Source organism: Actinopolymorpha sp. B11F2, assembly GCF_040195635.1.
GTDB lineage: Bacteria > Actinomycetota > Actinomycetes > Propionibacteriales > Actinopolymorphaceae > Thermasporomyces.
The window spans coordinates 176,146-196,021 of record NZ_JBEFTX010000013.1 but is presented as its reverse complement, the minus strand read 5'-3'; the positions used below and the strand labels follow the sequence as shown (position 1 = coordinate 196,021).

At 69.4% G+C, this 19,876-nt stretch carries 17 protein-coding genes; 12 read left to right on the top strand and 5 right to left on the bottom strand.

Annotated features, from left to right (window positions below; all coding sequences use genetic code 11):
• The first annotated feature begins 31 nt into the window (after window positions 1-31).
• The gene (locus tag ABN034_RS22840; protein ID WP_349693050.1) at window positions 32-883 is read left to right on the top strand and encodes a GAF and ANTAR domain-containing protein; all 852 of its coding nucleotides are present in this window, start codon (window positions 32-34) and stop codon (window positions 881-883) included.
• Window positions 884-894: 11 nt separating this feature from the next.
• Here ABN034_RS22840 and ABN034_RS22835 read toward each other — a convergent pair whose 3' ends face one another.
• The 3 genes from ABN034_RS22835 to ABN034_RS22825 all read right to left on the bottom strand — a co-directional run bounded on the left by ABN034_RS22835 (window position 895) and on the right by ABN034_RS22825 (window position 3,084).
• Window positions 895-1,530, bottom strand: coding sequence for a hypothetical protein (locus ABN034_RS22835; protein ID WP_349693049.1), 636 nt, complete (start codon window positions 1,528-1,530; stop codon window positions 895-897).
• A gap of 113 nt (window positions 1,531-1,643) precedes the next feature.
• Complete coding sequence (locus ABN034_RS22830) at window positions 1,644-2,321, bottom strand: hypothetical protein (RefSeq protein WP_349693048.1); 678 nt, start codon at window positions 2,319-2,321, stop codon at window positions 1,644-1,646.
• 79 nt (window positions 2,322-2,400) lie between these two features.
• On the bottom strand, window positions 2,401-3,084 hold the full coding sequence (locus tag ABN034_RS22825; protein WP_349693047.1) for a response regulator transcription factor: 684 nt from the start codon (window positions 3,082-3,084) through the stop codon (window positions 2,401-2,403).
• A gap of 268 nt (window positions 3,085-3,352) precedes the next feature.
• On the opposite strand from ABN034_RS22825, the gene ABN034_RS22820 reads away from it, so the two are divergent.
• Both ABN034_RS22820 and murJ read left to right on the top strand, forming a co-directional pair.
• Complete coding sequence (locus ABN034_RS22820; protein WP_349693046.1) at window positions 3,353-4,486, top strand: sensor histidine kinase; 1,134 nt, start codon at window positions 3,353-3,355, stop codon at window positions 4,484-4,486.
• Window positions 4,487-4,495: 9 nt separating this feature from the next.
• Window positions 4,496-6,064: a murein biosynthesis integral membrane protein MurJ gene (gene murJ, locus ABN034_RS22815; RefSeq protein ID WP_349693045.1), complete on the top strand. Its 1,569-nt coding sequence runs from the start codon at window positions 4,496-4,498 to the stop codon at window positions 6,062-6,064.
• Window positions 6,065-6,119: 55 nt separating this feature from the next.
• Here murJ and ABN034_RS22810 read toward each other — a convergent pair whose 3' ends face one another.
• Complete coding sequence (locus tag ABN034_RS22810) at window positions 6,120-7,349, bottom strand: hypothetical protein (RefSeq protein ID WP_349693044.1); 1,230 nt, start codon at window positions 7,347-7,349, stop codon at window positions 6,120-6,122.
• Between the two features lie 414 nt (window positions 7,350-7,763).
• Between ABN034_RS22810 and ABN034_RS22805 the strand changes: the two genes are divergently transcribed.
• From ABN034_RS22805 to hpnH, 8 genes are all read left to right on the top strand, one after another.
• The gene (locus ABN034_RS22805) at window positions 7,764-8,252 is read left to right on the top strand and encodes a MarR family winged helix-turn-helix transcriptional regulator (protein ID WP_349693043.1); all 489 of its coding nucleotides are present in this window, start codon (window positions 7,764-7,766) and stop codon (window positions 8,250-8,252) included.
• 43 nt (window positions 8,253-8,295) lie between these two features.
• On the top strand, window positions 8,296-9,174 hold the full coding sequence (hpnC, locus tag ABN034_RS22800; protein WP_349693042.1) for a squalene synthase HpnC: 879 nt from the start codon (window positions 8,296-8,298) through the stop codon (window positions 9,172-9,174).
• Window positions 9,171-10,109 carry a presqualene diphosphate synthase HpnD gene (gene hpnD, locus ABN034_RS22795; RefSeq protein ID WP_349693041.1) on the top strand — a complete coding sequence of 313 codons (939 nt, stop codon included), beginning with the start codon at window positions 9,171-9,173 and terminating at the stop codon, window positions 10,107-10,109. Before hpnC ends, hpnD begins: the two co-directional genes overlap by 4 nt.
• A complete protein-coding gene (gene hpnE / locus ABN034_RS22790; RefSeq protein WP_349693040.1) occupies window positions 10,106-11,584 on the top strand; it encodes a hydroxysqualene dehydroxylase HpnE in 1,479 nt (492 codons plus the stop codon). The genes hpnD and hpnE overlap by 4 nt, the downstream gene beginning before the upstream one ends.
• A gap of 64 nt (window positions 11,585-11,648) precedes the next feature.
• The gene (locus tag ABN034_RS22785) at window positions 11,649-12,665 is read left to right on the top strand and encodes a polyprenyl synthetase family protein (RefSeq protein ID WP_349693039.1); all 1,017 of its coding nucleotides are present in this window, start codon (window positions 11,649-11,651) and stop codon (window positions 12,663-12,665) included.
• On the top strand, window positions 12,665-14,629 hold the full coding sequence (gene shc, locus ABN034_RS22780; protein ID WP_349693038.1) for a squalene--hopene cyclase: 1,965 nt from the start codon (window positions 12,665-12,667) through the stop codon (window positions 14,627-14,629). Before ABN034_RS22785 ends, shc begins: the two co-directional genes overlap by 1 nt.
• Before the next feature lie 160 nt (window positions 14,630-14,789).
• Complete coding sequence (gene ispH / locus ABN034_RS22775) at window positions 14,790-16,352, top strand: 4-hydroxy-3-methylbut-2-enyl diphosphate reductase (protein ID WP_349693037.1); 1,563 nt, start codon at window positions 14,790-14,792, stop codon at window positions 16,350-16,352.
• 2 nt (window positions 16,353-16,354) lie between these two features.
• Window positions 16,355-17,365: an adenosyl-hopene transferase HpnH gene (hpnH, locus tag ABN034_RS22770; RefSeq protein WP_349693036.1), complete on the top strand. Its 1,011-nt coding sequence runs from the start codon at window positions 16,355-16,357 to the stop codon at window positions 17,363-17,365.
• Window positions 17,366-17,407: 42 nt separating this feature from the next.
• Here the strand turns inward: hpnH and ABN034_RS22765 are convergent, their stop codons facing one another.
• Window positions 17,408-18,232 carry an SDR family NAD(P)-dependent oxidoreductase gene (locus ABN034_RS22765; RefSeq protein ID WP_349693035.1) on the bottom strand — a complete coding sequence of 275 codons (825 nt, stop codon included), beginning with the start codon at window positions 18,230-18,232 and terminating at the stop codon, window positions 17,408-17,410.
• Between the two features lie 183 nt (window positions 18,233-18,415).
• Between ABN034_RS22765 and ABN034_RS22760 the strand changes: the two genes are divergently transcribed.
• Window positions 18,416-19,798, top strand: a complete 1,383-nt coding sequence (locus ABN034_RS22760) for an HNH endonuclease (protein WP_349693034.1) — start codon at window positions 18,416-18,418, stop codon at window positions 19,796-19,798.
• The last annotated feature ends 78 nt before the right edge of the window (window positions 19,799-19,876 follow it).

The following is a 19,876-nucleotide window of genomic DNA, read 5'->3' as shown; positions in this document are numbered from 1 at the left end:
GCCCACGGCACCGGAACCGGGGGATGGTCGGATGTGTGAACAGCAGGTGAACAAGGCCGTCATCGAGTTGGCCGACACCCTGGACGAACAGTTCGACATCGCGGCGTTCCTGCGCCGGTTGGCACAACTGAGCGTCGATCTCCTCGTGGCCGACGCCGCCCGGGTGATGCTCGCCGACAACCACGCCACCCTGCAGGTCGTCGCTTCCTCGTCGCAGGCGGAGGCGCTGGCGGGCCTTCCTCCGCCGGTCACACCCGGCGACGGTCCGGGCCCCGAGTCCTACGAGAGCGGCCGGTCAGTCATGTGCGCCGACCTGGAAACCGCCCGAGCCACCTGGCCGGCGTACTCCGCCATCGCCCTGGCCGCCGGATTCCGCTCGGTCCACACGTGGCCGCTGACCCATCGCCACCACGTCATCGGCGCCATCGAGATCTACCGGACCGACGCCGGTCACTGCACCGACGCCGAGGCGGAGGTCGCGCTCACCCTCGTGCACCTCGCCACGATCAGCGTCCTGCGCGAACGGCGTCGCCAGGACGCCGACACCCTCGCCGGGCAGTTGCAGCAGGCCCTCAACAGCCGGCTCGTCATCGAGCAGGCCAAAGGCATCCTCGCCGAACGTATCCAGCTCGGAGTCGACCAGGCGTTCGCGCTCCTCCGCGGACACGCTCGACGCCACCAGCTGCGGCTCGCCACCCTGGCCGCGCAGGTCGTCGACGGCACGTACGACACGAGCCGCCTCATCCACACCGAGGTGCGGGCACAGCTCGACGCTCGATCCGGCTCGGGATCGGGGGCTGGCTCCGAACGGCGCGGCGGCCGCAGCGGTGCCACCCTTCGGGCAGGCACCAGCAACGACCGCCGCGGTCGGAACGGACGCTAGGACTCCAGGTCCTACTTCGGCATCCGCGCGCGCACCCACTTCTCCAGTTCCGGGCCGGACTCGAAGCTGGTGATCATCGCGTACCTCGGCTCCGGACCCGGGTGGTAGACCGCGTGCCAGAGCCGCTCGGTGTCGACCAGGAACTGCGCGTTCCGCGGGAGCGGGATGTGCCGCTCCGTCGAAGGGTCGTCCTTGTCCTCACGCAGCACCATGTAGCTGTCAGGGTCGTCGGTGAGATTCATCCACGCCCGGACCACCCATCCCTCACCGTCGGGGTTGAGTCGGTTGTTGTCGTCCTGGTGCAGGAACCGGGTCTGCACCTCCTCGAGGTTGGACGACGGGTTGAGCTTGATGATGCGGACCCGTCCGTACCGGACCCCGGAACTCTCCACCCAACGCTTCAGGGTGGGCGCCTTCTGGATGTTCTCGGTCCACACGCCGTCCTTGTCGGGCTTTCCGTACTCCCAGAATCCGCGCGGGTCGTCTGTGCCGTCCGCCGAGGCCAGGACGGCGAAATTCGTGTCACCGCCGGACTTCCAGTCCAGGTAATTGAGCGACTCCCACTCCTCGGGTGAGATACGCCCTTCGTAAGGATCCAGGATCACGAAGCCATCACGCTTGAGGAGCTTGAGCTTGCGGTGCGCCATGTGTACATCCCTTTACGATCGCGCTCGGGGTTGCTTCACAGAGCCACTGCCCGGCACGCCGAAGGGTCAGCCCACCCTTTCTGGATGAACCAGCGAAAGCCGAGAGACGCCATTCACGCTGGCCGCACGATGGCAAAAGGTGTACCGGTCGCCTTCTGGCGCATGGGATTGTCCGCGAGAACGTCGGCCAGGATTCCCTTCGGAAGCGCGGCTTTTGACACACCGCGAATGGAGCCACCGAAATCATTGATGTCGGCGATCGCGACGCCGACGCCCAGTTTGGCTTCCATCTCGTCGCAGATCGCGCCCGCGTCCTCGCCGTCGAGCGGCGGAAAGAGCAGGTCCGCATGCGGTGGGCTCCCGCCGTCGATCTGGCGGGCAGGGTCTCCTGCGAGGCGGTAGAACGTCCCACGGATGCCGAAGGGCCTGGTCACGGCGGCCGCCGCCGCGGCGGCGAAGATCCGCACGCGACCGACGTGCTGCACGACCCACGCCATCTTCACCGGGACCGACAACCCCAGGGTGTCATGGTGCGTACGAATGAAACGAGACAGCAATTTCGCCTCCCAGCCCACCCGGACACTCTCGACCGGAATGGACTGGCCCGTCAGCAGCGCCGCCACCTTCTCGCTGACCACGATCGTGTCGCCCGGACGGCGTTCTGAGCAGTACTCGAGCAGGACCGCGGCGAGATCATCGTCCGGGCCGAGCCAACGAGTCCGGACCGTGAGCCGGCCGAAACATCGGTTGTCGACCGTCACCATCGTCCATCGAGCCGATTCTGCACCCACGTTCGAAACCCCCCGAGACTCGCCGCCGTGCCCGTTGCCGGTGTCATTCTGGCTGGTCCGTGCAGAGGGCTCCCCGAGATTAGACTTTCGTCATTCGACGGCTGGCGTGCACGAGTCGATACCCCACACCGCGGACCGTCTCGATGCGTTCGGCGCCGATCTTGCGGCGCAGGTAACGCACGTAGACGTCCACCACGTTGGAGCCCGGGTCGAAGTCGTACCCCCACACATGGGAGAGCAGCTGCTCCCGTGTGAGCACCTGGTCGGGGTGGCGGAGCAGGAGTTCGGCGAGCAGGAACTCCCGGGTCGTGAGCTCGACCGGGCGCCCCGACACGTACGCCCGGCGCGTCCGCAGGTCGAGGGCGAGGTCCCCGTTGCGCACGATGGTCGTCGTCGGGCTGTTGGCCGCCCGGAGCCGGAGCCGGATCCGCGCGAGCAGTTCTTCGAACCTGAACGGCTTGCTCATGTAGTCGTCGGCGCCGCCGTCCAGACCCGCCACCGTGTCGTCAACCGAGTCCCGCGCGGTGAGGATCACGACCGGGATGGAGTTGCGAGCCTCACGAAGGCGCCGCAGGACCTCGAACCCGTCAGCGTCCGGCAGGCCGATATCGAGGACGAGAAGATCGAAATCGCCCGTCGCCGCATGGTCGAGGGCGGTCGCACCATCGGTCACCGTCGTCGGCGAGAATCCGTTGGCCCGCAACCCTTTCTCGATGAATCCGGAGATCCCGGCCTCGTCCTCCGCGATGAGGATGTTGCTCATACCCGCCCCCTCGTGCTCGATCGTTTTTGTCGCCCAGAAACGGAGGCTCCCCACTCACGCGAAACCTGCCGACGAAAGAGCGGCCCACCCAGGACACGTCGAGATCAGACCCGATGCAGCCTGCCACTCAATTAGCGTGTTCCCCGTGAGGTGTCACAAAACACCGGCCTTCGTACGAAGGATTAAAATCGTTGGATTCGTACAACAAATCTTTCGATAGCGTTGATAATCGCTCCTAGATCGGGCGAAGAAACTCGGGGGCGACGTGGTGACGTCGACGGCAGGTGTGCACAGGGCCGGCGGCCCGGCAGTGCTCGCGCGACGGCCCACCCGCTCCGCACAGCTCAAGATCGTCGGACTGGCGGTCTTCGCTGCGGCGGTGGGGGTCGGCCTCACCGCGACGGGGTATCTCCTCCTGGTGCCGGCTGGACTGATCCTGGTCGGGTTCGCGACCTGGCCGGTCGCCGGTCGCATCCTCGCCCCGCTGGCGACGAACCGGTACCGCGAGGTCCTCGCCGACGCCGGCCACGAGCTTCGTACGCCCCTCACCATCATGCGCGGGCACCTGGAGCTGCTGGACGCCACCAGCCGCGACGAGGTGGCTGAGACCCGGACGCTCCTCCTGGACGAGGTCGACCGGATGGTCCGGCTCGTCGACGACCTCGCCACTCTCACCACCTCCGACCGCCCGGGCTTCCTCCGGCTCTCACTCGTCGAGGTCGGCGCGCTCGTCGACGACGTAGCCGCCAAGGCACAGACGCTCGGCAACCGCGACTGGCGGATCGAGATCCACGAGCGCGGCTATGTCGTTGCCGATCCGCACCGCCTCACCCAGGCGCTCCTCCAACTGCTCGACAATGCGGTCCAGCACACCGGCGAGTCCGACGCGGTGGCGATCGGTTGCCGGATCGACCGCGCGGCCGGGGACGTACGCCTGTGGGTCCGCGACACCGGCCCCGGCGTACGTCCGCGTGATGCGCAACGGATCTTCCGCCGGTTCGAGCGCGGCACGGCCGCCACTCCCCTGCGCGGCTCCGGCCTCGGCCTCGCCATCGTGCGGTCCATCGCCCAGGCACACGGGGGAAGGGTCACACTCGAGTCCACCCCAGGTGCGGGTGCCACCTTCTCCGTCGTACTCCCACTCGTCCACAGCCGGACCGCGGGTGACCGCGGCGGTCCCGTCGGCGTGGGCGTAGGTGCGGCCGTCGGCGCTGGCGTCGGCGCTGGCGGGAGCCCTGCCGCCGGCGGTAAGGCCGAGACGACGACCAGCCGACCAGAGCAGGAGACAGTGCTTGCGAACCGGACCGGCAGCGCGTGGCCCTCGCCGGCACGCCACGAGGGCCCGCGTGGTGGCGCCATGGCGCCACACCATCGCTACGACAACCGCGACGTACGCACCTGACGGCCCGGCGTGAGCGCGACCCGGCGGACCGTCGTCCGCTCCTCGGTGCTGCTTGCCGGGCTCACGGCAGTGAGCCAGGTTCTCGGGTTCGGCCGCGACGCGGTGATGGCGGCGGTGTTCGGCGCGTCGTCGTCGGTCGATGCGTTCCTCGTCGCGCAGGGCCTGATGAGCGTCGTTCTGGGTCTGATCACCGGTGCGATGGCCCGCGGCCTCATCCCGCCGGTCGCGCGCGCCGTGGACGTCGGCAACGTGGCGGCCGGCCACCGCACGGTGCGGGTCTCGTTGACGGTAACCGTGTTGGTGCTCGTCGCCGGGTCGGTCCTGATGTTCGTCGCGACGAAACCCGTCCTCAGCGTGCTCGCACCCGGCTTCGACGCCGCGACGGCCGACGAGGCGGTCCGGCTGACCCGGATCGTGCTGCTGGCCACCGTGTTCATCGCGGGTACGAATCTGCTCGCCGCCGCCGCGCAGGCACACGGCACGTTCTTCTGGTCCGGCATCCAGGGCATTCCGTTCAACATCATCATGATCGCCTGCGCGGTCTTCCTCGGTGGGCAGTTCGGCGTCGGGGCGCTCGCGGTCGGGTTCGTGGTCGGATCGGTCGCGAGGTTCCTGTTCCAGCTGCCCGCGGTCACCGCGATCCGGCTGAAGCTCCGCCCGTCGCTACGGCTTCGCGACCCCGGCTTCCGGGAGGTGCTCGCCCTCGTTCCGCCGCTCCTCGTCGGCAGCGCGATCCTCAACGTCAACACCATGGTCGACCGGGCCGTCGGATCGGCGCAGGGTGCCGGAACCATCGCCTCACTGAGCTACGGCTGGCGAATCGTGACGCTCGCCGAAGTCGTGCTGGTGACGGCGTTCACGACGACGCTGTTCCCTGCGTTCTCGACGCTCGGTGACCCGTCGCGCCGCGCTCATCTGCGTCGAACCACCGAGCGGGTCCTCGGCGTCACCCTTGTCCTCATCACCCCGGTCGTCATCGTGCTCGCGATTGCGGCCAAGCCGATCGTCGTCCTGCTGCTGGCGCGCGGGAACTTCGATGCCCGCGCTGTGGAGCTCACCACGCTCGCGGTGTCGCTCTACGCGGTCGCGCTCGCGGGTCTGGCCGTCCGCGAGGTCGTCGCGCGTACCTGCCTCGCCGTGGGTGACAGCCGTACGCCCGTCCTCACCGCGCTCGCCGCGATGGCGGTCAACGTCGCCGGAGACCTCACTCTGGGCGTGCGGTACGGCGTGAGCGGCCTGGCGGCGTCGACGTCACTCTCGGTCCTCGTGGCGGCGGTCATGCTCAGCGTGTTGACCGCACGTCGGCACCGGGCGGTCGCCCTGAAGCCGCTCGGGCGGACGGTTGTCGCGGTCCTCACCGCTTCGGTGGTGTCCGCTGCCGCCGGCTGGCTCGTCCTCCGGGCTGTGGACGTCCGGGACGCCGTGCACGCGCTCCTCGCGTTGGGCGCGACCGGCACCGTCTGCCTGGCGTCCTACACGGTCGTCGTGGTGGCATTGCGGGTACCCGCACTCGCCGAACTGCGCGCCAGCCTGCACGACCTTCGCCTGCGGAAGACGCCGCCCGCTCCGCCCGACTGATTTCCGCCTGCCGTCCGGCTACCGGATGCGTCCTCCGGTCCGCTGCCGGCTCCGCCTATCTCAGCCCGCCCCTGACCCCTCTCTGGCCGATCTCGTCGGCGATCTCCGCCGGGGTGGGCGGCTCTGGATTCTTGATCTCACCAGGCCCCGAGTCCGATGGCACGTCCCCCTTACCGTTCCATCCCTCGTCGAGGGCATCGAGCTCTGCCTCCGTCCCGGCAACTTCGTCGTAGATCGGACCCGTGCCGTCGGGACCCTTGCCGGAGGCGTTCTTATGCCAGTAGTCGTCGAGCCTCTGACGTTGCATGTCGCCGGTGAGGATGTTGTCGATGCGTTCCTGATTGTTGTTCTCGATGTAGGCGTACCTGTGCATGACGGCACTCATGCCGCCGTACATTCCCTTGGCCTGGCCATAACAGTTGGCGATGTCGGTCCGACGGTGGGCGAGCGCCTGCCGCCATGTGTGGAGGACCTGTTGGGCGTTGGCCGACGTTCCGAAGGAGTACTGGTCGACCGCATGCCACGCCTCCTCCATACACCTCGCCGCCCGCTTGATCCCGGCGATCGCGGGGAGCATCGCCTGTCCCGCGGGGCGTGCGATGTTCAGGTCGATCTCGGTCTTTGATGGCGGGCCGCCGGCACCGGTCAGGGGGTTCTTCAAAGACAGCTCGTACGCGAAGGGTTTGACCAGCACCAGCACGTTCTCGTCGATCCGATCGACCTCGGCGGTCACCCCCCTTTTCAGGCGCTCGATCACTCCCAGCAGCTCCAGCCGCGCATCGCTACGCTCCTGCTGATCGTTACTGTCGAAGATGCGCTCCACCGACCTCTTCACCTTCGGGTCGTCGGCGATGTCGCCTGCAGCCTTCCAAGCGTTCCTGGTGAGATCTTTCATCGCCTGATGGGTTGTTCCCTCTCCGGACGCCATGACCTTCACCATGGCCTGGAGCTCGTCCAGGACGCGGCGGCAGTTCTCCAGGACACTGGCGGAATAGTCCAGGAACACCTCGGCGGCTGCGCCCTTCCACGCTGCCGCGAGGGCGTTGCGCTGCTTGGTGAGCTCGTCGATCGCCGTCTGCATCTCGCCCGTCCCACTGCTCGGCCCTCGACCGACGTGGTTGGCGCTGTCCCAGGGTTTCGACTCGTCCCAGTCAATCCAAGCCAGGATCGTCCCGATCGGGTCACCGCGCCCGCTGTCTGCGATATGCAGGAAGGCCAGAGCCCGGCGGACATCAGCGAGATCGTCGTATGCCCGTCGCAGATTGCTGTCCAGTAGCGCAGTCATGTTCGGCTCCTTGGTCGAGCGTTTCGCGCGGCCAGCCATGCAGTCGACAGTCGACGTCGCGCCAAGCGCGGTGCTGTGCCACCCAGTCCGGGCGATGCTCTCGAACTCCGCTGTTTTCTGCCTGTAGTCCGATCCGCGTTGGACTCCGCCGACCCGTCACTCTGCGCAACACGTGCGGCTGCCAATACTGTGCGCGGGTCGGACATGCGTCGAGCGCGGCGACCCAGGCGACTGCCATTCGACACCGCGGCGAGCCGACAAGGGGTCCCACCGAGCGCAAGGCATGCTCAGCGTGGTCATTATCCGGCGGCGACATTCGCACCGAACGCCCCGACAATGCGATCGGCCAGCCTACGATGTGGCAGTGCGACATGCGGTTTTCACGGGCCGCCCAACCCACCGGATCTCACCTGCATGGAACGCCTCACCGACGAGCAGTTCCGCAGCCTCTTCCTTTATCGTTACGCGCTGCGGCGCTTCCTGCTGCGTGGTGCACAAAGTGCCGCCCGGGTCGGCCTCACCTCCCAGCAACATCAACTTCTGCTGATCCTTCGGGCGTGTCCTGAAACCACACCGCCGAGTATTCGCGAAATCGCCGACTATCTTCTGGTCCGACATCACAGCGCGGTCGAACTCGTGGCCAGGGTGGAGGCGATGGGACTCGTACGCCGCGCGCCAGATCCCCAAGATCAACGGATCGTACGCCTTCACCTCACCTCCCGTGGCCGCCAACGGATCGAGGAAATGGCCCCGACCCACCTGGCGGAGTTGCACGAGGTGGCGGCGGCACTCAACGTGTCCGAGGGCCTCATTCGAGAAATTGCGGAACGATATCTTCACGGCGTTTCTCGCGACATTGCCCACACTTCAGACGGTCATCCCCCTAAGCTGAAATCGCAATAGCTCGTGACCCGATAGATAGGGTTCAGCGGGGCGGAGGCGAGCGGTGAGTGCCTGGGATCCACAACGCGTCGGCCCGCCTGCCATCGGACCCGATGATCCGTTGGCAAAAGCAGGTGGCGAGAACTTCCCGGTGGCCCTGCGGGTGCTGCCGGTACGAATCAGAAATGACCTGCAGGCGCTCTACCGCTTCGCCCGCCATGTCGACGACACGGGCGACCTGGGCAACGGTGACCGGACAGCCCGGTTGCGCACCCTCGACGCCCTCCGCGCCGATGTCCACGCGCTGTACGACGGAAGTCGGGCGCCATCGGACCCGGTGGTCGCCGCGCTCGCCTCACCCATCGCCCGGCGCCGGTTGCCGGCCGACCCGCTGCTCCGCCTGATCGAGGCCAACCGACAGGACCAGCGGGTCTCTCGGTATGCGACGTTCGACGATCTGGTCGGCTACTGCCGGCTGTCCGCCAACCCCGTCGGCGAACTGGTGCTTCACGTCTTCGGCAAAGCGACGCCGGAACGGGTCGAGCTCTCCGATCGGATCTGCACCGGCCTCCAACTGGTCGAGCACTGGCAGGACGTCGCGGAGGACTACCGCATGGGCCGGATCTATCTGCCCCAGGAGGACCTCCACGCCTTCGGCGTCGCGGAAACCGACCTCGCCCTTCCGTCCGCATCCGCCGCACTGCGCTCCCTCATCGCGTTCGAGACCGAACGCGCGGAGGCGTGGCTGATCGCCGGCACTCCCCTGCTCGCCTCACTGACCGGCCGGGCCCGGCTCGCCGTCTCGGGCTACATCGCCGGCGGTCGGGCCGCGTGCACAGCTCTGCGCCGAGGCGACTACGACCCGCTGCGACGGGTACCGAAACCCACATCGCGCCATGTGGCGGGTGCCTGGTTACGGAGCGTTGCAAGGGGGTGGGGATGACCGCGGGGGACAGCAACCGCGCAGAGTCGCCGACACCGGCGTCGAGGCCGGCGTCGAAGCCGACAGTCGTCCAGGCGTACGCCGTCTGCGAGGCCATCACCCGCCAGGAGGCGCGAAACTTCTCCTACGGCATCCGGCTGCTGCCGGCGGCGAAGCGGCGCGCGCTGTCGGCTGTCTACGCGATGGCGCGGCGGATCGACGACATCGGCGACGGTGACCTGCCGGACGAGGACAAGCTCCGCGGGCTCGCCACCGTCCGAGCCCAGGTACGCCAGATCGGGGCGTACGAACCTGCGGCGCACGGGAGAGCCGACGACCCGGTGCTCACCGCGCTTGCCGATGCGGCCGGGCGTTTCCCGATCCCGGTGGCGGCGTTCGACGAGCTGGTCGACGGCTGCGAGGCGGACGTCCGCGGCCACCAGTACAAGACGTTCGACGACCTCGTCGGCTACGCCCGGTGCGTCGCCGGTTCGGTGGGGCGGCTGTCGCTTGGCGTCTTCGACCCGCCCGACCAGGCGCGCGCGGCACCGCTGGCGGACACCCTGGGCGTCGCACTCCAACTCACCAACATCCTCCGCGACCTGCGGGAGGACCGGCAGCGTGGCCGGATCTACCTGCCGGAGGAGGATCTCGAACGGTTCGGCTGCTCGCTGGAGGTGGACGCCGGCGGCGCACTCGCGGGCTCGCCCGGGTTCGCCGAACTGGTGCGGTTCGAGGCCGAGCGCGCGGAGACGTGGTACGCCCGAGGGCTCGGACTCCTCCCGCTGCTCGACCGCCGCAGCCGCGCGTGCACGGCCGCGATGGCCGGCATCTATCACCGCCTGCTGGGCCGGATCCGTACCGACCCGGACGCGACCCGGCACACCCGGTTGTCGTTGCCGGGCCGGGAGAAGGCGGCCGTCGCTGCCCGCGCGATCCTCCGGGGTACGGCATGACGAGGGCTGCGCCGGAGGACCCTCTCACCGGACGATCGGTTGCCGTCGTCGGCGGTGGTCTCGCGGGCATCGCGGCGGCCTGCCGGCTGGCCGACCGGGGTGCTGCGGTGACGCTGCTCGAGGCGCGACCGCATCTCGGCGGCGCGACGTACTCCTTCCCTCGCGGCGACCTGACCGTCGACACCGGGCAGCACGTGTTCCTCCGGTGCTACGAGACCTACCGCTGGCTGCTCGAGCGCCTTGGCGTGAGCGCCGACGCCCCGGTGCAGGAGCGGTTCGCCATCCCGGTCCTTCACCGCGGCTCCGCTGACCTGCCGTACCGGACGGCGTGGCTCCGCCGCAGCCGCCGCGGTCCCGCACCGTTGCACCTGGGCGCGGCCCTCGCGCGCTACGCACCGCTGTCGCTCGCCGACCGCGCCCGGCTCGCGCCCGCCGTCCTCGCCCTGCGTACGGTCGACCCCGACGACCCGGCGAACGACACCCTCACCTTCGGCAGCTGGCTGCGCATCCGCGGCCAGAGTGGGCCCGCCGTCGACCGGCTGTGGGCGCTCATCACCGTCGCTGCGCTGAACCTGCACCCGGACGACGCCTCGCTCGCGCTGGCCGCCCGCGTCTTTCGTACCGGCCTGCTGGAGAACTCCCGGGCCGCCGACCTCGGCATCCCGGCCGTGCCGCTCCGCCAGCTGCACGCCGAACCCGCCGCGCGGCTCTTCGCCCATCTCGGCGTACGCCTGCACACGAAGGCGAAAGTGGCCGCCATCGTGCCGGGCAGGGACCGCGACACGGCGGGATTCCTCGTTCGTACGCACGACGGCGAAGCGGCGGTCGACAGTGTCGTCCTCGCGGTCCCCCACCAGGCGGCCGGCACCCTGGTCCCGGAGCGGGCCGCACCCCTGCGCTACCGCTGGACCGGGCTCGGGTCCTCCCCGATCGTCAACGTCCACCTGCACTACGACCGGTCGGTGATGCCGCTCGCGTTCGCCGCCGCACTCGACTCTCCCGTGCAGTGGGTGTTCGACCGGAGCCAGGCGGCCGGCGTCCACTCCGGCCAGTACCTTGTCGTCTCGCTCTCCGCAGCCCACCACCACATCGCGACGCCGGCCGAGGAGCTCGAGCGCCAGTACGCCGACGCGATGGTCGCTCTCTTTCCGCGGGCCAGCGACGCACGGCTCATCGAGTCGTTCGTCACCCGTGAACCCCATGCCACCTTCCGCCAGGGTCCCGGGACGGCCGCGTTGCGGCCGGCACCGCGGACGGAGTTGCCCGGCCTGGTCCTTGCCGGCGCGTGGACGGCCACCGGCTGGCCGGACACGATGGAGGGCGCTGTCCGGAGCGGCCTCCGCGCGGCGGACTCGATCGATCGCGACCCACACGCCCTCGGACGGGTGCTCACGGAGGCCACAGTGACCGAACGAAGTGAGGTCATGAAAGGGCACAGCACCTTGGTCATGGGGCCGACGAAGGAGGTCCCATGACCGAACGAAGTGAGGTCATGAAAAAGCACAGCACCTTGGTCATGGGGCCGACGAAGGAGGTCCCATGACCCTGACCTCGGACCGGTTCAGCATCGACACGCGCCGGCTGGTGGACCCCGCCCTGCGCAAGGCCATCGACCGTCTCGATGCCGCGACGCGGCTCACGGCCGGCTACCACCTCGGTTTCTGGGACGCCGACGGCCGTACCCGTGGTGGCGCCGCCGGCAAGGGCGTCCGGTCGACGCTCGCGCTGCTCTCGGCGGTCGCGGCGGAGGCACCGCCGGCTGAGGGCGTTCCCGCCGCCGTCGCGTGCGAGCTGGTGCACAACTTCTCCCTGCTGCACGACGACGTGATCGACGGTGACACCGAACGCCGGCACCGGCCGACCGTGTGGGCCCGCTTCGGGACGTCCGACGCGATCCTCGCCGGCGACGCACTCCTCTCCCTCGCGAACGAGGTCCTGGCCGACGTGGCGTCGGACACGGTCCCGGCTGCCGTCCGGAGGGTGGGTGGGACGGTCCGGCGGCTCATCGCCGGCCAGAGCGCGGACGTCGCGTTCGAGAAGCGCGACGACGTGAGCCTCACCGAGTGCCTCGCGATGGCGGCGGACAAGACCGGGGCGCTCCTCGCGTGTGCGGCGTCCCTCGGTGCCGTGCTGGTCGGTGCGCCGACGCCGTTGTGCAGCGGACTGTCGGAGTTCGGCGACCACATCGGCATGGCGTTCCAGCTCACCGACGACCTGTTGGGGATCTGGGGCGACCCCGCCGTGACCGGCAAGCCGGTCCTCTCGGACCTGCGTACGCGCAAGAAGACGGTGCCCGTCGTCGTCGCGCTCACGTCCGAGACCGCGGCGGGTGGGAAGCTCCGGGAGCTCTACGCGAAGCCCACTCCCCTCACCGACGCCGAGCTCACCGACGCCGCCGCCTGGATCGACGAGGCCGGCGGCCGGACGTGGACCGAAGCCGAAGCGGACCGGCACCTCGCCGCGGGCATCGACGCCCTGGCTCCGCTCGGCCTGCACCAGGAGGTCGAGAGGGAGCTGACCGCAGTGGCCCAGCAGCTGAGAGGGCGGGACCGCTGATGACGACGACCTCGCGTTCCAGTCGGCGATCCGGCGAAGCCGTCGTCGCGCACCGACGTCGAGCGGACCGTTCCGCGCTCCTCCACCAGGCGGACGCCGCCCTCGACCGGGCCGTCGACCACCTGCTGGGCCTCCAGGATCCCGGCGGCTGGTGGAAGGGCGAGCTGGAGACCAACGTGACGATGGACGCCGAGGACCTGCTGATGCGGCAGTTCCTCGGTATCCGTACGCCGGAACAGACCGAGGAGAGCGCGCGCTTCATCCGCGGCCGGCAGCGGGCCGACGGGTCCTGGGCGAACTCCTGGTTCGGACCCGGCGATCTGTCGACAACAGCGGAGGCGTATGTCGCGCTGAAGCTGGCCGGCGACGACCCCGAAGCAGCGCACATGGCACTCGCCCGGGAGTTCGTCCTCGCCGGCGGCGGCCTCGAACGCTGCCGCGTCTTCACCCGGATCTGGCTGGCGCTGTTCGGGGAGTGGAGCTGGGACGACGTGCCGGCGATGCCGCCGGAGCTGGTGTTCCTGCCGAACTGGGTGCCGTTCAACCTCTACGACTGGGCGTGCTGGGCGCGCCAGACCGTCGTACCGCTGACGATTCTCGGCGCGTTGCGACCGCGGCGGGACCTGGGGGTGACCACGCACGAGCTGCGGTCCGGTGCCCGCGCCGCCCGCCCGCCTCACCCGCTGACCGGTTGGAAGGGTGCGTTCGGCTGGCTCGACCGGCTGCTGCACGGGTACGAACGCCGCCCGCTGACTCCCCTGCGGCGGCAGGCGATGCGCCGGTCGGCGGAGTGGATCATCGCCCGGCAGGAGAAGGACGGCTCGTGGGGCGGCATCCAACCGCCCTGGGTCTATTCGCTGATGGCGCTGCACGCGCTCGGTTACCCGCTGGACCATCCGGTGCTGGCGTCCGGCATCGCCGGGTGGGAGCGCTTCACGATCCGGTCCGACGGCCCGGAGGGCCCGGTCCGGCGGATCGAGGCCTGCCAGTCTCCGGTGTGGGACACCGCGCTCGCCCTCGTCGGGCTGGGCGACGCCGGCGTCCCGGCCGACCGGCCGGCCATGGTGCGGGCCCGCGACTGGCTGCTCGGCGAGGAGATCCGGGTCCGCGGTGACTACGCCGTACGCCGCCCAACCGCGCCCGCCGGCGGTTGGGCGTTCGAGTTCGACAACGACCTCTACCCCGACACCGACGACACGGCGGAGGTCGTGCTCGGTCTGCGGCGTACGGCCGCGGTCCCCGAAGTCGACGACGCCGTGGGCCGGGCGCTGGCCTGGCTGCGGGCGATGCAGTGCAAGGACGGCGGGTGGGGCGCCTTCGACGCCGACAACACCCGCGAGCTTGCCTACCAGCTTCCGTTCTGCGACTTCGGCGCGGTGATCGATCCGCCGAGCGCCGACGTCACGGCGCACATCGTCGAGATGTTCGCCCGCGAGGGCCTCGCCCAGGAACGTACGGTGCGGCGGGCGGTGCGCTGGCTCGTCGACCACCAGGAGGATGACGGGTCGTGGTTCGGCCGCTGGGGAGCCAACCACGTGTACGGAACGGGCGCCGTCGTACCGGCCCTCGTCGCGGCCGGTGTGTCGCGGAGCCACCGGGCCGTCCACCGCGCGCTCACCTGGATCGAGGAGCACCAGAACGACGACGGCGGATGGGGCGAGGACCTCCGGTCCTACGACGATCCCGCGTGGCGGGGGCTCGGTCCGTCGACCGCCTCGCAGACCGCCTGGGCTCTGCTCGCCCTGCACGCCGGCGACCGGGAGGATTCCGACGCGGCCATGCGGGGCATGTCGTGGCTGGTGGCCTCGCAGCGTGATGACGGCAGCTGGGACGAGCCGCAGTTCACGGGTACGGGGTTTCCAGGCGACTTCTACATCAACTACCACCTCTACCGGATGGTGTTCCCGATCAGCGCCCTCGGCCGGCTGCTCGGCCGGTCTACCTGGGGCGGCGGGCCGATGTAACGGCAGCTGAGGTGACATCCGGCCGACAGAAAGTCCGGATCGCCTGGGAGCCGGCTTGCACGAGACCCGGATCGCCAGGGAGCCGGTTCGCATGAGGCCCGGCCGGCAGGAATCCGATGGCAGGAATCCGATGACTCGAACGCCCGAGGGGAGGCAGGAGATGCCGCGACAGTACGTCGTCTGCGCACCGACCCACGCGGAGGCGCGACGCCTGCGACGCGGGCTGGGTGCCGTCGTTCGGCGTACGGGCGTGGGCAGGTCGCGGTCGGAGCAGGCCGCGGGCTCGGCGGACCTACGCTCGGCGGCGGGGATCGCGGTCGCCGGCATCGCGGGCGCACTGTCGCCGGACCTGCGCCCGGGTGACGTGGTGGTGGCGACCGAGGTGCGCGACGGCGCGGACGGCGCAGTGGTCTCCTGCCCGAGCGCGCCGCTGCTCGCGGGCGCGCTCGAGCGTACGCACGAACTGCGCCGCGCCGGCTCGGCGGTCCACACCGGTCCGGTGGTGAGCGCGCACCACGTCGTGTCGGGATCCTCCCGCGCGGACCTGCGGGCGACCGGGGCGCTCGCGGTCGACATGGAATCCGCGTGGCTGCTGTCTCATCCCACGGATATGCTCCGCGAGCGCCACGTTCTCGAGGGGACCCCGAGACCCTCGCCCACCGCCTGTGTCCGCGTGATCGCCGACCCGGCCGAGGAACGGTTGCTGCGGCCGGCGACGCTCGGGCATCTGCGGACGGCCCTGCGGGCTCTTGGTCTCGTCGTACCCGCCCTCGACGCGTGGGGGTCGGCGCTACGGCCCTCCCGGCGGGTGCTTCTCGCCTCGCCCCGGTCGTTCTGCGCGGGGGTCGAGCGGGCGATCGACATCGTGGAGAGGGTGCTTGCCCAGAACGGGCCACCTGTCTACGTCCGCAAGCAGATCGTGCACAACGCCCATGTCGTACGACGTCTGGAAGGTCTCGGCGCGGTGTTCGTCGACGAACTGGACGAGGTGCCCGCCGACGCGACAGTGGTGTTCTCCGCGCACGGGGTGTCTCCAGACGTACGCGACACGGCGGACAGGCGCGGCCTCGGCGTCGTCGACGCCACATGCCCGCTGGTGGCGAAGGTGCACAGCGAGGCCCGCCGATTCGCCGATCGCGGAGACACGGTGCTGTTCATCGGGCACGCTGGTCATGAGGAGACCGACGGCACGATGGGCGAACGCCCGGACAAGATGCTCCTCGTCGAGGATCGAGACGACGCGCGCCGGGTCCAGGTGCCCGATCCGAACCACGTGTCCTATCTCGTCCAGACCACGCTGGCGGTCGACGAGGTGGCGGAGATCCTCGCCGTCCTGCACGAACGCTTCCCGGCGCTTTCCGCCCCCGGGTCCGACGACATCTGTTACGCGACGACCAACCGCCAGCGCGCGCTCCGGTCGGTTGCCCACGAGGCCGACGTCGTTCTCGTGGTGGGGTCGGCAAACTCGTCCAACTCCAACCGGTTGGTCGAGACCGCCGAACGCCTCGGCACTCCGGCGCACCTGGTCGATGACGCGTCCGGGATCGACCTCGACTGGCTCGCGGCCGCCGACACCGTGGCGGTGACCGCGGGCGCCTCAGCACCCACCGAGCTCGTCGACAGCGTGGTCGACGCGCTCGGCGGGCTCGGCCCGCTGGTCGTCGAGGAACGCGAGGTCACCCGCGAGGACATCCGCTTCATGTTGCCGAAAGAGGTGCGCTGAGGATGGGGATGCCGATGCGGCAGAGCCTGCGGATGGCGCGCTACCTGGCCACCCAGCGGCTGCGTGGTCGGGAGAAGTTTCCCCTCCTGGTCGAGCTCGAACCGCTCTTCGCCTGCAACCTCGCCTGTGCGGGATGCGGGAAGATCCAGCATCCGGCCGACGAGCTGCGGCGCCGGATGCCGGTGGAGCAGGCCCTTGCCGCCATGGACGAATGCGGTACGCCGATGGTGTCGATCGCGGGCGGCGAACCGCTGATGCACCCGCAGATCGACACGCTGGTGAACGAGTTGGTGCGGCGCAAGAAGTACGTCTTCCTGTGCACCAACGCCGTGCTCCTGCGCAAGTGGTGGGACCGGTTCTCCTTCGTTCCGTCCCGGTTCTTCGCGTTCGCCGTCCACATCGACGGGCTGCGCGAACGCCATGACGAGTCCGTGTGCGCCGACGGAGTCTTCGACGAGGCTGTGGAGGCCGTGAGATTCCTTCAGGACAAGGGCTTCCGGGTCACCACGAACACCACGTTCTTTACCAACGACACACCGCAGAACGTCATCGACGTGCTCAACTTCCTCAACGACGATCTCCGGGTCGACCAGATGATGATCTCGCCGGCGTACGCCTATGAGAAGGCGCCGGACCAGGACCACTTTCTCGGGGTGACGCAGACGCGCGAGCTGTTTCGCAAGGCCTTCGCGGGAGGCAACCGGCGGCGGTGGCGGCTGAACCATTCACCGTTGTTCCTGGACTTTCTCGAGGGACGTCGGGACTTTTCGTGCACGGCGTGGGGAATTCCGTCGTACTCCCTCTACGGTTGGCAGCGGCCGTGCTACCTGATGGCTGACGGCTACGCCGCGACCTACCGCGAACTCGTCGAGGAGACCGACTGGGAGCGTTACGGCCGTGGTCGGGACGACCGGTGTGCCAACTGCATGGCGCACTGTGGGTACGAACCGACCGCTGTCCTCGCCACGATGAGTTCCCTGCGCGAGTCCCTCCGCGCCGTCACCGGCCGCTGAGCCCTGGCTCCCCGCTCATGATCGCGGCGGAGACGGTGACGATCACGAGCTGGCATGGCGGCCGGCGAGTCGGACGTACGTCGTGGGCGCGACCGCCTGCAGCGCGACGGGGATACGGAGCCAGCGCGGGACGATCACCTCGGCCCGCTCGCGTTCGATCGCCCGGACGATCCGTGCCGCCACCCGGTCCGGTGAGATCGGACGTGGGAACCGCCGGGCAGGCACTCCCCTTCGGTCGAAGAACTCCGTGTCGACGATGCCGGGCGCGACGATGCTGACGCCGACACCGCGTGAGGCGACTTCCGCGTGCAGACTTCTGCCGTACGCATGCAAGGCTGCCTTGACAGCCGCGTAGCTCGACTCGCGCGGCACGCCGAGAAGTGCGGCGATCGAGGTGACGTAGCCGAGATGGCCGCTGCCACGACGGAGCATGCCGGGAAGCACCGCCCTGGTGAGCTCGATCGGTGCGCGGAGGTTGACGGCCAGCAGGCGTTCGAGCACCGCGCCGGGGAGTTCTTTGCCCGAACGGAGGTCGACGCCGGCGCCGAACTCGGCGCCGGGGATCTGTTCGTCATCGGTGTCCGCGTCCGCATCGGCAACGGCGCCGATGCCGGCATTGTTGAGGAGAATGTCCGGCACCGGATCGAGCGCGGCCAACCAGGACGTCAACGCGGCGATGCTCTCGTCGTCGGCGAAATCGGCGATGCGCACCTCACCACCGGTGCGCCCGGCGACCTCGTCCAGGCGCTCCTTGTCCCGGCCGACGAGGACCAGGCGACATCCCATCCCGGCGAGCCGGAGCGCGACCGCCCGCCCGATTCCGCTCGACGCGCCCGTCACGACGCCGAAGGCACCTGCCACATCCATGCCCGTCAGCCTTCCACGTCGCCATCGCCCGAGGTGGGATCTCACCGTTGCCGTCGGACGCCACCCGGCCTGACCTCACCGCCTTGCAGGAATCCGTCGTGTTCACTCGTGGCGAACAGAGAACCTGCCGCACAAGGGTCTTCTCGTCTGCTCCGCCGTGATCATTACGCTATACTCGATTGCATGTTCGACAGCGAGGCGCTCGACCTGTCGGCGCTGAAAGAAGCGGCGCCGGGGCCTGACCTTGCCGCCGTCCTGGCCGGCATCGATCCGACAATGCTCAACGGCTACGCCCGGGTGATCGTGATGCAGGCGTGGCAACGCCAGTCCTCGTGGGCGTCGTGCCAGCTGTACGACGTGATGACACTCGTCGCGCGCTCGCCCGAATGCATGGCCGACTCGCCGGAGTTGACGAAGCACTTCACCGAGTTCGCCTCCGCCGAGATCGGGGCCGCCCTCACGTTGTCGCCGGGATCAGCTGACCGCGAACTCTCCTTCGCGTACGCACTCACTGAACGACTCCCCGGCACGCGGGCCGTACTCGACGCAGGACGCATCGACCTGGCCAAGGCCAAGGAGATCGCGGCCGAGACCGCGAGTCTCTCGCCAGAGCTTGCCCCCCAGGCAGAGGCGTTCGTCCTCCCCCTCGCGCCAGGGTTGACCAAGCAGCAGATCAGCCGCCGGTTGCGGGCCAAGGTCCTGGCGCTCGACCCCGACGGTGCGGCGGAACGCCGCAGGCGAACCATCGAGGAGCGCCGGGTGAGGTTCGGCCCAGGATGTGAGGGGACCGGCGAGATCGGCGGTGATCAGCTTCCGCTGGAGGGCGTCGCCGCGGCGGAGGCGTTCGTGAAGGCGGTCGCGAAGGCCATCCACGACGAGGCCGACGGCGAGCGGACGCTCACCCAGATCGAGGCGGACGTGTTCCTCGACCTGCTTCAGGGTCATCACCTCGACACGCACGGCGTCATTCCCAAGGTCGAACTCGTCGCACCCCTCGAAACCTGGCTGCGGCTGGCAGCGGAAGGCCGGGTTGCCGGAGAGGCGACCGCGGACCACGACCCGCCGGCCCGCGACGACGGACATGCACGCCACAGCGATGCTGCAGCCGCTCGTGCGGGACGCGACCCGGGTGAGCTGGTGGGGTTCGGGCCCGTGCCGGCCGAGGTGCTCGCCGAAATCATGAAGGCCGCGCACGCCGGCTTCGAGTATTCCCACACTGCGACTCATGACGGCGCCGTCGTCGTCCATGGTCGCGGTTCCTACCGGCCCACCAAGGCACAGCAGGAGTTCGTCCGGGCCCGAGATCGCACCTGCCGACAACCCGGCTGCCTCCGACCTGGCGAACGCTGCGACGCCGACCACACGATGGAGCACCGACTCGGCGGGCCTACGTGCGTCTGCAACCTGGCAACACTCTGCCGACGGCACCATCGAGCAAAACACGAGGGCCGATGGTGGTGGATCCAACCCGAGCAGGGCGTCTTCAGAGTCCAGAGCCCACTTGGCCACCGCTACGAACGAAGACCCGATCCGGTCCCAGGCGGCGGGGAACGCCACGTCGGCTGAGCACCGAAAGCTGCGACAGTAGGCTGGCAGCGCCCAAGTCGGTCACCTACTCAACCGAGCCCGGCGTGACTGCCCCCC

Excerpts from the sequence above, each read along its gene's own strand:
- ABN034_RS22840 (WP_349693050.1), top strand. The coding sequence starts at position 32 with ATGTGTGAACAGCAGGTGAACAAGGCCGTCATCGAGTTGGCCGACACC.
- ABN034_RS22835 (WP_349693049.1), bottom strand. The coding sequence starts at position 1,530 with ATGGCGCACCGCAAGCTCAAGCTCCTCAAGCGTGATGGCTTCGTGATC.
- ABN034_RS22825 (WP_349693047.1), bottom strand. The coding sequence starts at position 3,084 with ATGAGCAACATCCTCATCGCGGAGGACGAGGCCGGGATCTCCGGATTC.
- ABN034_RS22810 (WP_349693044.1), bottom strand. The coding sequence starts at position 7,349 with ATGACTGCGCTACTGGACAGCAATCTGCGACGGGCATACGACGATCTC.
- ABN034_RS22805 (WP_349693043.1), top strand. The coding sequence starts at position 7,764 with ATGGAACGCCTCACCGACGAGCAGTTCCGCAGCCTCTTCCTTTATCGT.
- hpnD (WP_349693041.1), top strand. The coding sequence starts at position 9,171 with ATGACCGCGGGGGACAGCAACCGCGCAGAGTCGCCGACACCGGCGTCG.
- hpnE (WP_349693040.1), top strand. The coding sequence starts at position 10,106 with ATGACGAGGGCTGCGCCGGAGGACCCTCTCACCGGACGATCGGTTGCC.
- ABN034_RS22785 (WP_349693039.1), top strand. The coding sequence starts at position 11,649 with ATGACCCTGACCTCGGACCGGTTCAGCATCGACACGCGCCGGCTGGTG.
- shc (WP_349693038.1), top strand. The coding sequence starts at position 12,665 with ATGACGACGACCTCGCGTTCCAGTCGGCGATCCGGCGAAGCCGTCGTC.
- ispH (WP_349693037.1), top strand. The coding sequence starts at position 14,790 with ATGCCGCGACAGTACGTCGTCTGCGCACCGACCCACGCGGAGGCGCGA.
- hpnH (WP_349693036.1), top strand. The coding sequence starts at position 16,355 with ATGGGGATGCCGATGCGGCAGAGCCTGCGGATGGCGCGCTACCTGGCC.
- ABN034_RS22765 (WP_349693035.1), bottom strand. The coding sequence starts at position 18,232 with ATGGATGTGGCAGGTGCCTTCGGCGTCGTGACGGGCGCGTCGAGCGGA.
- ABN034_RS22760 (WP_349693034.1), top strand. The coding sequence starts at position 18,416 with ATGTTCGACAGCGAGGCGCTCGACCTGTCGGCGCTGAAAGAAGCGGCG.